Source organism: Vibrio sp. 1641 (assembly GCF_033339995.1).
Lineage (GTDB): Bacteria > Pseudomonadota > Gammaproteobacteria > Enterobacterales > Vibrionaceae > Vibrio > Vibrio alginolyticus.
Genome location: NZ_JAWOVP010000012.1, coordinates 1 through 13,403, shown reverse-complemented (window position 1 = coordinate 13,403; position 13,403 = coordinate 1). Strand labels below are relative to the sequence as shown.

Here is a 13,403-nt window from a genome sequence, read left to right as displayed (position 1 = left end):
TTAAAAAGAGGATTAATGATTGAAAGGATTTGATTTTTCACTGGCCGCTAAGTTCCAAGGCAACATGAACGAAGATACGCTTTGCGAGCTATCTAATGCGCTCTTTGAGATTGGTGCCAATGATTGCACCGTATCTGCATCTGGTAGCGATGTTCGTATCGAGTTCGACCGAGAAGCTGACTCATACGGCGAAGCCGTTCAAAGCGCGATACAGCAAGTTAATCAAGTGAGTGGTCTTATTGTGCTCCGTGTGACCAATAGCGAGAGTGATCATGCAATCTCTCAATTAAAAGAGTTAGAGCCATACGAATACTCAACCGACCAACAGACTATCCAAGCCTATATTGATGAAGCGGCAAGCACTGGTGAACCCGAGATTATTGCAGAAGCTTTAGCTACCGCTGCCAAGGCCAAAGGTATGGATAACACCTTACAGCCACCTAATGACCCATCTTTATCCTCGCTTATCTCGCTGGCGAACGTGTTAGGCGTATCAATTAAGTTAGGTATTAACGGGGAATAATATATTCCACTTGTTCGGTCTAACCGAACAACTCATTGGTTATTCTGTTCGGAATTTATTCAATTTAGTTTCATTTCTCTATAGAACTGAAACTAACCCACCAATTTTTGATTTTTAAGGCACTTTTGACCAGTGCTGGACACTTTTTTTCAACTATTTTTGCTTGGCCATTGACGCGCGTATTTCGATTTTCTAACTTTAGATTAAAGAAAGAAAAGCATGATAACTATATCAAGTCTTATCGCGATGGCCATTGCGGTTTATAAGTTGGCCACACCTGAACGCATTGAAAGAATTAAACTTTCTATCGAAGCATTCAAAACCTCCAAAGAACTGGTTAGTGACCTGACCAAGTTAACCAAACAACTGCGAAAGCTAGTGTTATACGTTGATCTTGGCCTGTTCCTAATGGTTCTAAGTGACTACGCCGAGTTAATAATCCCAATCGTGGTCAACTTCCCAACCTAACCCACACGGCGCGCCTTAATGGTGCGCCTTTTTTTGGCTCAAAAATAGACAGAGATTTATAAAATGAGCATATTTTATGTCTCTTTATAATAAATGTGTTCGGAATTTAAAATTGAAGTGCTATATTAATTTCGTTCCTAATCCCTTTGTAGTTAAAGGGGATGTTTAGAAACGGGAGTTACCTAATGATTGTCTATAAAGTTGGACGTTACACATTTTCTGCTGACCTACGCCGATACTCCAAACAAGTCGGCCAAGAGGGCAACTACACACTAGGCTTTTGCACGGTCGAGTACCTACCTAAAGGCAACAGCCTTTACCATCCAGAGCCGAAGTTAATCGACAGCAACAAACCATATGACATTATCGAGTTTGACCCTAAAGCTAAGATCAACGGTAGCCTGGCAATTCAGTGCGAACCTGATAAGCACAACGCAACACAAGCCGAGGAAATTAGCTGGATTGCTATTCAAATTGACGCACCAGATGGCGACTTAGACGGGCTCATCCGAAGAATCGCAGCGGAGGGCGGTGTAGAGCTTAATGAGCAAATCTTGAATCAAACCCGAGAAAACATATACATGCGCTACTCAACGCCAACTCAAAGCGATCCTGCAACGGTTGGCGCGCTTATTCGCAACACATCAACCCTTAAGGCCGACTTCTATTACAAAACCCGTATCGAGTCGCTAGCGAAGCATTTCAACACCACCAGCCGACAAGCGGAATGGTTGGTGTTTATCGATAACGGTTCAAAGATGGCTAAACGTGACGATGGCTGGCACCCAACATTACTCGACCTAGACGAACCCGCTACAGAGAAAGAGCTTAATGAGCTGGTGGACGCTGGCGCAATCGCCTTTGATGCAGAGAGCAACACGTACACCAATACCGAAAAAACAACCTTAGCACTGAGAGAGAACTACCTGTAAGAGAGCATCACCGTGAATAAGCAAATAAAAATTTACGTACTAACGACCATGAACAAGGAAAGAGTTAAGTTCATGAAACAGTTACTTAAGGACGTTAACTTTGAATTTGTGGAATCACTAGGCACGGAAGCCTTAAAGGAACTAGAAGCGAAATACGCCCGTAAATCGCTGCGCTATAGAAAGAAAGCGTTAATGCTTGGCGAGTTCGGCGCATTCAAAACACACGCTATGGCTTGGGAACGCATTGCCAAATCTGGTGAAGCGGGGATCATCATCGAGGATAGCGCTGATTTCGTTCGTGACGCATCGATATTACTAAGCGACGAAGTGCGCAACCAAATCAACAATTGCGGCCTCGTTTCCTTTACCGACTACGAGTTCAAGCTGCATCCAGATAGACCAACACTGTTTAGCGATATTCCATTGCGAAAGGCGTTTCCAATTCGCTGCTATGGCATAACTCCGCGTCGAGCCAACGTATTGCTATCGATGCTCAACAAAACGGGCATGGTTTTACCTGTAGACCGCTGGATGGGTACGCCTAAGTTATCCGGCCTGTTTGGGTTTGTCAGCAATATTGGCGTAGCCATAAGACGTAGCAACGCAACAAGCATAGCGAACGTGAGGCGAGGCAAAGCGTCTTACAATCCGCTTAATCTGCTATTCAGAGCAATCAACAAAATCAAGTACCAATACTAACGGAAAGCTTCAAAGACCAATCATGTTAATCAACGGCATTGAAGTTACACGCGCATTGATCATAAGAAAGCCGTGGATTCATCTTATCCTCGCTGGCTTAAAGGTTTGGGAAATGCGCTCTACCAAAACCAAAATCCGAGGCACCATTGCCCTAATTGAACAGGGCACTGGTTTAATCGTTGGCCTAGCGAACTTAACCGACTCTTTAGAGCCTCTATCGCATGCAGAATTGATGGCCAACTTTGATAAACATAAGGTCGATTATGACGCTATGCCTGAGCTGGCTAAATGGCGTTGCCCTTGGGTTTTGGAGAACGTACAGCGCATTGAACCAATTCCTTATGAGCACAAGGTAGGCGCTGTAATTTGGGTAAATATCTAGGAGTTGAAAATGGCTCGCTGGTGGAAGAAATGCAAATACATGATCGAGTACAAAGGCTATGTGTTTGAGTACGACACAGCCGAGGAACTAGGGCGCATGGTGGCGCAATCTGGCTGCGGTATGGAAAACCCTTTCGACCCTAACACCGTGGAATTTGACCAGTTCTATGACAGCTACGCGACAACTAAGGAAGAAATGGCCAAGGCGGTCAAGAGAGCAAGAAATAGCGAAGTGTCGGTCGCTCTACTTTAAAATCCAAGCGCCACCAGTGGCACTATGCTGGTGGTCATATCAATAACTAATCAGTGACAAGGTAAACAATGAAGAAAACCAAATTACTCTTATCGTTGGCTATGTTATTTCCTACGTTAGCCAATGCAGCAGATATAAACCCACTTACTTGGGAGCGCAAGAATGCAATGATCATAGCTGCATCGGCAGACTTAAACATAACAGCTAATGTAGGCGAGCATGACTTGGCTTTTGGTCGCGCCGAGGATTGTTTTGATTTCGACGATGTGGACATGAAATTGGAGATTAACGGCAGACTGGTAAACATGATTAAGTCATGCCCTAGTGCGCGGGTAGCGGTTTACGCACCCAAAACAAAAGCGGGCAAAGAATACCTACTAAACATATTTAAATCAGAAAAACCATTTGAGATTCTAGGTAGTCAATTTACGGCCACCAAATTCAATGAGAGGTATAAAGAATTATTAGAAATGACCTCAAACGCACTATAAGCCAAATAGCAAAACACCGCCCATCGAGGCGGTGTTATTTTTTTAACTTCACACTTAACGGTAGTGACTCTCCGATATTTGCTATTATTACACCTATAACCCTGATTCAACAACTACTTTTACCCGCCAATTGCTGTTAATGTGTAGCTCAAACAACGCCACCAGCAAGGAAAACAACGTGAACGACAAGATTGATTTGGACAAGGTACTCGACAAGCTAACCAGCATGACACCTGACCGCCTAGAAAAAGTCATGGACAAGTTCAACCTAGCCCAAGAAAGACAACGGGCAGCCCAAGAAGATAGAGAGGCCAAGGAATCAGGCATCGAGCGCATTACTCTGTTCTTTGCTGGTGGCCATAAGGCACTACTGGTGAAGCCTAACCCATTAACAGGAACATGGCTGCTGAATCTATACGGAGCTGGCACAGTTACCGCGCCGCAGGATGTGAACGTAGAATTTGAGGTAACAGACCACTTTACTGAGCTGTTTCGTTTCTCGATGACGTTCAATGGATTTACCTATTGGCATGACCTTGTTGATGAGCAAATGGCGCAAGAGCTGGCTACGTTCCTTAATGTACCGTTACAGATTCAATAATGACGATGAAAACAGACCAAAAACTCCAAGAAAACCGAGCTCTGCTTGCGCTGGTGGTGATATCTCATAGTGACGTGAACAATGCTAAAATCGCGTCTGACAGCGCGAAAGAAACATTAACAACCCCACAAAACAAAAGAGTCGCACCAAGGCGACTCTTTTTAGTATTTATATGGTTTGTTGGTTTTACGATGATAGACGGTCACATCACCGTTCTTCACTTCGTCTCGCGCCACCAGCGACTCGCGTACAAACTCATAAGGCAAATCTTGGTTTTCTTCCATCACCTTCCCTATATTCGCCCAATGCTCGATTTGTTCTGCCACACTGCGGTTAGCTGCATTAGCCTGAGCCGAAGCGACCAATTGGCTATCTAGATTTACAGTCGTCGTCACTTAAACTCGCCTCCATTCGTCAAAGGTGCGCCAATTATCTTGCGGTTTAACTGGTGTATCAATTGGTTAAACACTGATTTCCCGCGACATATCTGTCAAGTGAATTATTGTGTGACCATTAACATGAATTTCAATTAATTAAGTTTGTGCTGTTGCATATTCATCATTAATTGATAACAATACTCATTTGCAATTGCAATCAATGATTTAATACATATCTATAAAAGGAAAAGTAAGTGTTAAAGCAAATTTGTGTTGTTTTGTTTTTAATATTGTTCGCAGGTACTACCCAAGCAGGAAAACAGTTTTTTGAACCTAATGGGCCATTATGTAATGTAGCTCCATTAGGCTGGAAAGATCGTAAAAACCATGTCGCAAGAGGTTATGAATATTGTGTTGTAGGAACCGCGTATCAGAAAGTGGTAAACCTTATGCAAACGCCAATTTACGTATCTGTTTTAGGCCCAAATAAAGGAAAGGTCTTTAAGATAGAAGGGCAGAGTATCTTTGAATCATTTGGAATTTCATCGACGGTATTTCTGTTAACTGAGACTGATGGAGCGTTCTATCGCACGAGCAATGCATTGGTAGTGGGTAGCGAGAGGAATGGGAAAGAAACCAAACGTAATTATCAATCTAACCTCTCAAACTTGCCTCAAGTAAAGGGGAAGGAAGTGCCGCCATTTAGGGTTAAAGAAATAACATTTGAGTCTTCTATTTATATGGGAGGGATTCTTGATGACTTTGGCTCTAAATACAATCAAAGAGCTTGGGGAACCGTTTTGCCAGCAATTATAGGTGGTGCTGGAGCTGGTGGATTAGGCGCGTGGGATGCAGACAAAGCATGTGGTGGTGACATCGTGAGAGGGATGTTTATTGGTGGTGTGACCGCTGGATTAGGCGCAACTATATTCGCAACTGGCGCGGGAGCCATTGTAACGCCAATTGCAATGGCAGCCGTCAACAAATCGCTGACAGCAGTTTGCTCCCAGTGTCACAAAAGTACCTGCGAAACCGACAGTGGTAGGCACTAATGCACGTACAATTTTTGCTTGCCTGTTTGATTGTAGTAATACAGTTTATTTGCCTACGTCATAATGACTACTTTAAGAAAAGAGCGTGGTTGTTCTTATATTTGGCGATAGTCCTAATAATGTTTTCATTAACTCGCTTAGATACAACATTACAAGCTTTGGTATGTTGCGCTTTAGTTTCCTTGTTTGAACTGCCTTGGCTTAAGAGGAAGTTAAGCGCAAGGTTTGATGTTTCGTTTTCTGTATTAAATGGCTTCTATTTGATTTTTTTGATAAACAATTATTTGCCTACCTTCACGAAGTGATTTGCTCCTTGACCTTAAATCTCGTCAGACAGTACGAATGAAAAGCTAGCAAAGCCATAAAACAAAAGAGTCGCACTAAGGCGACTCTTTTTAGTTACACATAAATTCGTTGGGATACGTTACCCGAGCCAGTGTTAATGACTTAGGTTTAATAATTGGGCAATGGTTATGGGAAAAAATATGGAAGAGATTGCCGAGACTCAAGTTGATATTGCTGAAGAGCGAGTAGAAGTGATTTCAGAAGCTGTATCTTACGCTCCATTAGTAAATGCTTTGACAGTTGCTGACCTAGCAAAAGACATGGCAAATGGAGATGTATGGCAAGATGACTCCGCTTCACTCATTGGTGGGAAAATGTCTGATATAATGCTTGCGAGAGCCTTCGGTAAAACCTTTGGCCAAGATACTCTTGAGACATTGAAAGCATTCGCAGGTAAGCATGCTGATGATTACTCTCCAAGTGCTGTAAGTCAGAAACTAGACTGCCTAGGTTAGGCAATTATAGCTAACATATATGAACGTACGAAAGATACTACTTTTTTTTACATTTATATTTTTCATTCTTTTTCTCATTAGAAATGAATTTTCTGATATTTTCTTATATCTAGCGATAATTTGTTGGTCTATTGAAATTATATATTGTTGGCATAATGGGTTATCAATGCATATTACGACATTAATTGAAATAGATACTCAGTATAAATTGCTCCGATTATGCTTGGTTTTGATAGTCTCTATTGCCCTACTGAAATCTTTGATTAGTATTTTTGGATACATATTGTAAGGCGTCCAACCTGTGCCTAAGACGTATGATGCTCAAGCTAAAAATTACCGACAAAATCAGCGAGCAAAAACAAAGTCACCGCATGAAATAGAGGTTTGGTTTAATCTGGATGACAATCTGTCACTGTTCGACTCAAGGTCTAGCCAGGCTAGGCTCTAACTCTTTTATGCCCCATTATTTGGTAGACCTTTCACTCGTTCACATCTTTTTCATGGGCTTTTCCCCTACAAAAACTTATCCATTCTTCTAGGTAACCCCCCGTGTTGTATTACGGGGGTATTACGGGGGTAAATTCCAAGAATAGGCGAAATTTGTCTAGGAGATCGGTGGCGGTCCAACTTACTTAACTCGGTGTCCAAAACTGACGGTGCGGATCTCTTTTCCTCCCCCCTCTCTCCAAACTTTGAGTAAATACCTCTTTTCAAAGCTCTCTACGGTAAGTGGTTTGGAGTATTTAAATCCTTGAACTCTTGACACATTCATAGAGTTACAAGCTCTGTGTTGCTCAGGAGTTTCTATTCCCTCAGCAATAATCTCATAGTTAAGTGAGCGTGCAAATGCACAGATGGCTTCAAACAACTGCCGAGAAGTGTGAACTTCGATATCCTTTAAAAAGCTGCGATCAATTTTGATAATATCGATTGGAAAATATTTGAGATGAGATAAGGATGAATAGCCAGTACCAAAATCATCAATGGCGATTTGAATACCTAACCGACTGAGCTCGTTTAACGTTTTCGAAGCGTTGCCTTTCGGGAGTAAACAGTTTTCAGTAATTTCAAACTCAATGTGAGATGCACCGACTCCATACAAATGCAAAAATGCAGCAACCCTTTCGACCAGTTGAGGAGCGGATAGTTGTTTCGGAGAAAGGTTCACTGCTAACGTAAAAGACTCAGGAAAGAAGCATGCTGTTCGCCATATCGACATTTGCCTAATCGCCGTTTCAATCACCCATTCACCAATATTCTCAATGAGCCCAGACTCTTCTGCAATTGGAATAAATACGTCTGGTGGGACGAAGCCTAGATCTGGATGATACCAACGAATCAACGCTTCGGCGCCAACAAGTCGCATTGATTTGTCAAATTGAGGTTGATAATGTAATTCGAATTCCTCTTTTTGTATGGCTTGCTTAAGGTTACTTTCAATGCGTAAACGTTGATCAACCGTATCATGAAAGGCTTTAGAATAGTACTGTGCCTGTTTTCGACCTTTCTCTTTTGCCCTGTATAGCGCGATATCTGAACACTTTCTCAACTCTAATGAGTTTGATGCACACTCAGGATAACTGGCTACCCCGATGCTAATTGAAACCTCAATACATTGCTGGTCAATGTTGAAATTACTTTCAAACGCAGAGAGTATACGTCGTACAATTAAGTCAACCTGCTCTTCAGACGCTAAGTTAGTTGCAATCACTGCAAACTCGTCACCTCCTATACGAAATAGAGAATCACTATCTCGAGTGTTGTATTGAAGTCTTTGTGCTACTTCCTGTAAAACATGATCTCCCGTGATATGTCCATATTGGTCATTGATGTCTTTAAAACGATCCACATCGATGAGCAAGAGCGCTAAAGGTGTTTGACTGCGTGAAGCCATGAGTAAAAATTTCTTTAAGCGCTCATCAAAAAAGTGTCGATTAAATACCCCTGTTAACGTGTCAGTCTCAGCCAGTTGTTTTAGCTGAGTGTGAGTCTCGAGTACCTTTTGCTCTAAAAAGTAGCGCTCAGTTGCGATGATAATCGCTCTTCTCAAGCGGATCGAAGAAATTTCATTTTTCATCACGAAGTCTTGAGCACCCATCTCAATACATTTCAAAGCCAACTCTTCGTCATTACTATGGCTGAGCATGACAATAGACGTGGAAAAATCCGAATTTGATTTGAGTGCAATGAGCACTTCCATCCCCGTTGATGGTGGCAGTTGATAGTCCAGTAAAATCACATCAAAAGATTGTTTAAGGGCTTTGTCTAACCCTTCATGAGCAGTTTGCGCTTCTTCTATTATCGAGATAGGCAAATCTGTACTACGCAATGTTTTCTTAATTGCAAGTCTATCGATGGTATCGTCATCAATAATTAATACTTTCATATGCTGCCGCCATGAGTCATTGAACTGGTAATTCTACGATGCGCCAGTAGTTATCTAAAAAAGCAAGAACTTCATTAAAGTCCTGGCTCACCGAAGATTTGACCATGTAACCTGCGATATTTTTTTCATACGCTGCCGTAATTTCTTCATCTCTTCTCGAGGTGGTTAGCACAAAAATCACTAGAGAGCAGAGCTCATCATCTCTTCTCACTTCACCAAGAAATTCAAGTCCATTCATTCGAGGCATGTTTAAATCGAGAAGCACAATACAAGGGGGAGGTATTTCCCCATTTCGCACGCATTCTAAGGCTTCTATTCCATCTCTAGCTCGGTAAATAGGGTTAAGTAACTTCAAAGTGTTGAGTGCTCGCTCGATGCCCATTGCATCAATATCATCATCTTCAACTAAGAGAATATTAACAGGTTTACATTCAGGGGATGTCATGAGGCTTCCTTAACGAGTACGGGGTTATTTTTGGGCCATGAGAAACGAAAAGCACATCCTCCGAGTGAGCTAGAGTCAATAGAATAATGGCATGAGTATAAATCCAGAACTTTCTTAATAATAGAAAGACCTAAACCACTTCCCTCAACAGTGTCTCTCGGTTGTAAGGTATGAAACAATTCAAACACTCTCTCCCTGAATTGTTCTGGGATCCCTGGTCCATCATCTTCAACCACAAACTGATACATGTCTCCGATATCCTCTCCTGAGACATAAATGGTTCCTATTTCCTTGTGGTGATGTTTGACGGCGTTGCTGATTAAATTACGAAGTATTAATTCAAGAGGTGTAGTTAATGTCTCAAACTCTCCGATATGGTTGTGGCAAACCAAAGAGATCTTACGTTGGGGAGAAATCAGTTCTAATGTCTCTTCACAATATTGCTCGAGATTAAATCTCCCTAGCTGGCCAGGCTTACGCCCCACACGAGAGTAAGCGAGTAAATCATCCAACAGTTTTTCCAACCTCTGCACGCGGTTGCTCAGCAAAGACGCATATTGTTCTGTTTGAGGGGTTAAAAACTCCGATAATTCCTCGATTAACCAAGTCACTAGCTGGGAAATGCCGCGTAAAGGGGCTTTCAGATCATGAGAGGCGACATAGGCGAACTGATCAAGTTCTCTATTTGCCTCTTGCAATGCTTGATTTCTGACTTGAAGGTCTTTTGTGACCGTTTCTAACTTGTCTGTGCGCAATTGCAAATCTTTGGTTAAATGCTTTGCATACTCATCGACTCGATCTTTTTCACGAACCAACATGAGAAATAGGATAAATAACAAGACATCCACGATAATACCGAAGACAAGAATAAGCAGAGGTTGAGTGGTATTTTGCTGCGCTTCAAACAACGGCGAACTTTGAATAACGAAGGTCCAAACTCTACCGTATATATTCAACTCTAGAGTTTGTGTAAAGTGCGGATCTGAATGATGGCTCACGTTTGACACATTAAGATCACTGTACAGCAATTCTTGATTGTCATAGAGACTGAAGTTCACGAGTCGTTTCTCTCCAGAGAGAGTCCCGTTCATCAATTTATTTACAATAAATGGGGCGTAAACTAAACCTAAGAAACCATCTTTTGCATCACCGTAGTACTCAGGAACTTCATCAGAAAACCAGGGGGCATAAAACAGAAACCCCGGCGCCTTTTCTGAGTCTTGAACTAAGGTAATTGGAGCAGTGATGGTGGCTGTATTTGTTAATCTGGCGTTTTTGGCTGCGGTGTATCGGTTGTTTTCATGTGCCATGTCTAGTCCCACGGCCTTTAGGTTATTTTGCATTGGTTCAATGTAGGTAATAGGCCAATATTCGGAAGCAGTTCGAGCTGGATGCGGCACATATTCAGACAGTTGCTTTCTTTGCCATTCTAAATACCGCTTTATTTTGTTATCAGGAACGTAGTGAATAACACCAATACCGTTGATGCCTGGAAAGTGTCGAGGGACATCAAACTGGTCAGCAAAAATTTTCCAGTCTGCTCTTGAGGCAGGCGCTTGATACATATGTAAGGCGGACACTCCTGCGAGCAGTGCCTCCTCATATTTCGACATCCGCTCTTGTACGAGTTCGACCAACTGATGGGCTTGAAAATCAAATTGAGTTTTTGCTTTTTGTTCCACCTGACTCGAGGTTACCGCCCAAGCGGTAAGAGTGAGCACGGCTGACAAAAAAAGTACAAGCCAATGATACCAATGGAGTGTACTTGCCCGTTGAGTCAATAAAGTTATCGTCAAAATTTAACTGACCTTTGTAATTATTATATGTAAATCAACATAATTGATTATTAAATTATATGCAAATATGTTCTTTTTTTTATGTTTTCTTGTTTGGTTTTATGGGTGGTTTCGTTTCTTCAATAGGTTACGCGAAAACAAGTCGCCATGGTCTGAGCAGTCTTATCATTAGTGACCACGGTTTCATGATTAAAAAATAAGTGACTAGCGGGCTTGCAACCGTAACTCTCTGAGCTTTAGGGGGGATGAGGAAGGGATAGTCGAACATTGACCACGCCGATTCTGTCTTCCTCTTAGTACTGAATACCGCACTAAATAAATTTTTTAGGCCTCTACCTTAGCCTTGAGGTTTAAGGCTAAGGTAGAGGTAAGGGAAGGTAAAAAAGAGCGATACAAACAAGAAGCGTAGACTTTGACATAGTTTGAAAATAACTGTAGCAAAGTCGGGGGTATCTAACTTAACTTCTACAGAAGTACTTTCCAACCGGCTTAATCAGATACGTCGTTATAATTTTTAGTTATTGATCACAAAGCTTAATATACAAGGAATTGAAATGAAGTTATACGAAATTAGTGGAGAAGTATTTTTATTAAAAACCAATTATGAGATCTCAATGTACCGTAGTTAACGTCATAGGCTGATATATTACCCTTAGTTTACCCAAAAAGGGCGTTAAAATCGTGAAGGTTTAAAGGGATATGGTTCAAGAGATGGATATAAAGCCCAAAGCTAAATGTGATTATTGTACATGTCGAAAAGTAAAATTTAGTGATTTCAGCATGTCTTTTCAGCCTATTTGGGACCTAAAAAGGCAACAAGTCTTTGGTTATGAGGCTTTGGTTAGAGGGGTGACAAATGAATCTGCTTATTCTGTCTTGTCTCAAGTGAATGCAGAGAATAAATACAGCTTTGATCAGCAGTGTAGATCCAAAGCGATACAATTAGCCGCAGAGTTGGGTTTAGACTCTGTCTTAAGCATCAACTTTTTACCCAATGCAGTCTATGAGCCAGAGCGCTGTTTAGCAACTACGTTGCGTTTAGCTAAAAAATATAACTTCCCAACTAGCAAAATTATGTTCGAGTTTACAGAGGGAGAGCGAATAAAAGATACTCAACATCTGAAAAATATTGTCGAGTACTATCAAAAGCTTGGTTTTTTAACCGCCATTGATGACTTTGGTGCTGGTCATTCCGGTTTAAGTTTATTAGCAGACCTTCAACCCAATGTTGCTAAGCTTGATATGGGGTTAATTCGTGACATTAACTCTTCTGTTAGTCGTCAAATTATTGTTAAAAACTGCGTCAGTATGTTTCAGCAGCTTGGAGTTTCCGTATTGGCTGAAGGAGTAGAAACTCTAGAAGAAATGACATTTCTCCAGTCCTTGGATATCGATTTAGTTCAAGGTTATTTGATTGCATCGCCAGGTTTTGAATGCCTACCGCCGCCTAATTTTAGGTTGCTTATCTAGGTAATAGGAAAGCCTTATTCCCCCCGATGACTAAGTGGCATCCAACACTCTAGGGGCAATAAAAAGTCACTAAGCCTATGATTGCTGTTGGCTACGAGCAACGTTACTGGAATTTCTATTTTTTCGGGTTAACGATTGATAAATAGTACTCGAACGCTCTACAGACCCTTTTAAACTTTTAAATTGCTGAAGTGTCGTCTTAGTTCGACACCTACCATAACAATACAATGGTAGGTGTTTCATAATTTGCTCACAGTAAATTACTCGTCTTGATACTTTTCGAGTTTGTTATAGAGTGTTTTCACGCTAATGCCTAACTCCTGCGCTGATTCCGTTTTATTGCCTTGATTCTCTTCAAGGGTATTGATAATGGCAGCTTTCTCGATCTCCTCTAGCGAGACGCCCGCCGGAACAAGGTCTTGGATGCTGGTGCCTGTTTCCAATGGTGGTGTGTCGAAGATCAGGTGTTCATCTCGGATGGTGTCATCAGCCAAAATAAAGGCGCGCTCGATTGTGTGTTTGAGCTCACGGACATTACCTGGCCAATTGTGTACAGCGATTTTTTGGATCGCAGAGTCAAGAATCGTTTTGGTTTTTGCCTCATTGGCGTTGCGGTGCGCAATAAAGTGCTTGGCCAGACCGACGATATCATCGCCTCGTTCTCGCAGTGGCGGTATCGTTAATGGGAAATGCGATAACCGGAAAAACAGATCTTCACGCAGGAACTGC

General features: G+C 41.8%; 16 protein-coding genes. 11 read left to right on the top strand and 5 right to left on the bottom strand.

Annotated features, from left to right (window positions below):
* The first annotated feature begins 19 nt into the window (after window positions 1-19).
* The 8 genes from R7Z47_RS18835 to R7Z47_RS18800 all read left to right on the top strand — a co-directional run bounded on the left by R7Z47_RS18835 (window position 20) and on the right by R7Z47_RS18800 (window position 4,348).
* Entirely contained in the window at window positions 20-523 is a 504-nt protein-coding gene (locus tag R7Z47_RS18835; protein ID WP_212668993.1) for a hypothetical protein, read from the top strand.
* A gap of 219 nt (window positions 524-742) precedes the next feature.
* Window positions 743-991, top strand: a complete 249-nt coding sequence (locus R7Z47_RS18830; RefSeq protein ID WP_213963505.1) for a hypothetical protein — start codon at window positions 743-745, stop codon at window positions 989-991.
* A gap of 185 nt (window positions 992-1,176) precedes the next feature.
* The gene (locus R7Z47_RS18825; RefSeq protein WP_213963504.1) at window positions 1,177-1,923 is read left to right on the top strand and encodes a hypothetical protein; all 747 of its coding nucleotides are present in this window, start codon (window positions 1,177-1,179) and stop codon (window positions 1,921-1,923) included.
* Window positions 1,924-1,935: 12 nt separating this feature from the next.
* Window positions 1,936-2,622, top strand: a complete 687-nt coding sequence (locus tag R7Z47_RS18820) for a glycosyltransferase family 25 protein (protein ID WP_213963503.1) — start codon at window positions 1,936-1,938, stop codon at window positions 2,620-2,622.
* A gap of 22 nt (window positions 2,623-2,644) precedes the next feature.
* Window positions 2,645-3,004 carry an ASCH domain-containing protein gene (locus R7Z47_RS18815; RefSeq protein ID WP_045608339.1) on the top strand — a complete coding sequence of 120 codons (360 nt, stop codon included), beginning with the start codon at window positions 2,645-2,647 and terminating at the stop codon, window positions 3,002-3,004.
* A gap of 9 nt (window positions 3,005-3,013) precedes the next feature.
* Window positions 3,014-3,256: a hypothetical protein gene (locus R7Z47_RS18810; RefSeq protein ID WP_213963502.1), complete on the top strand. Its 243-nt coding sequence runs from the start codon at window positions 3,014-3,016 to the stop codon at window positions 3,254-3,256.
* A 68-nt stretch (window positions 3,257-3,324) separates the two neighbouring features.
* Window positions 3,325-3,747 carry a hypothetical protein gene (locus tag R7Z47_RS18805; protein ID WP_213963501.1) on the top strand — a complete coding sequence of 141 codons (423 nt, stop codon included), beginning with the start codon at window positions 3,325-3,327 and terminating at the stop codon, window positions 3,745-3,747.
* A 178-nt stretch (window positions 3,748-3,925) separates the two neighbouring features.
* Complete coding sequence (locus R7Z47_RS18800; protein WP_213963500.1) at window positions 3,926-4,348, top strand: hypothetical protein; 423 nt, start codon at window positions 3,926-3,928, stop codon at window positions 4,346-4,348.
* Between the two features lie 161 nt (window positions 4,349-4,509).
* Here R7Z47_RS18800 and R7Z47_RS18795 read toward each other — a convergent pair whose 3' ends face one another.
* On the bottom strand, window positions 4,510-4,743 hold the full coding sequence (locus tag R7Z47_RS18795; RefSeq protein ID WP_213963499.1) for a TA system antitoxin ParD family protein: 234 nt from the start codon (window positions 4,741-4,743) through the stop codon (window positions 4,510-4,512).
* Between the two features lie 236 nt (window positions 4,744-4,979).
* On the opposite strand from R7Z47_RS18795, the gene R7Z47_RS18790 reads away from it, so the two are divergent.
* Window positions 4,980-5,777 carry a hypothetical protein gene (locus tag R7Z47_RS18790; protein WP_064369710.1) on the top strand — a complete coding sequence of 266 codons (798 nt, stop codon included), beginning with the start codon at window positions 4,980-4,982 and terminating at the stop codon, window positions 5,775-5,777.
* 485 nt (window positions 5,778-6,262) lie between these two features.
* On the top strand, window positions 6,263-6,577 hold the full coding sequence (locus R7Z47_RS18785; protein ID WP_237284032.1) for a hypothetical protein: 315 nt from the start codon (window positions 6,263-6,265) through the stop codon (window positions 6,575-6,577).
* A gap of 628 nt (window positions 6,578-7,205) precedes the next feature.
* Here the strand turns inward: R7Z47_RS18785 and R7Z47_RS18780 are convergent.
* From R7Z47_RS18780 to R7Z47_RS18770, 3 genes are read right to left on the bottom strand one after another with little or no spacing between them, the layout of a single operon-like run.
* Window positions 7,206-8,963, bottom strand: a complete 1,758-nt coding sequence (locus R7Z47_RS18780) for an EAL domain-containing protein (RefSeq protein ID WP_318130426.1) — start codon at window positions 8,961-8,963, stop codon at window positions 7,206-7,208.
* A 16-nt stretch (window positions 8,964-8,979) separates the two neighbouring features.
* Entirely contained in the window at window positions 8,980-9,408 is a 429-nt protein-coding gene (locus R7Z47_RS18775) for a response regulator (RefSeq protein ID WP_086609928.1), read from the bottom strand.
* Window positions 9,405-11,090 carry a CHASE domain-containing protein gene (locus tag R7Z47_RS18770; RefSeq protein WP_318130419.1) on the bottom strand — a complete coding sequence of 562 codons (1,686 nt, stop codon included), beginning with the start codon at window positions 11,088-11,090 and terminating at the stop codon, window positions 9,405-9,407. The genes R7Z47_RS18775 and R7Z47_RS18770 overlap by 4 nt, the downstream gene beginning before the upstream one ends.
* Window positions 11,091-11,915: 825 nt before the next feature.
* Here R7Z47_RS18770 and R7Z47_RS18765 point away from each other — a divergent pair.
* Window positions 11,916-12,674 (top strand): EAL domain-containing protein, encoded by a 759-nt coding sequence (locus R7Z47_RS18765; RefSeq protein WP_225496979.1) that lies wholly within the window; start codon window positions 11,916-11,918, stop codon window positions 12,672-12,674.
* A 260-nt stretch (window positions 12,675-12,934) separates the two neighbouring features.
* On the opposite strand, the gene R7Z47_RS18760 is transcribed toward R7Z47_RS18765, so the two are convergent.
* Window positions 12,935-13,403: helix-turn-helix domain-containing protein (locus R7Z47_RS18760; RefSeq protein WP_318130416.1), on the bottom strand; the 469-nt coding region annotated here is incomplete at its 5' end.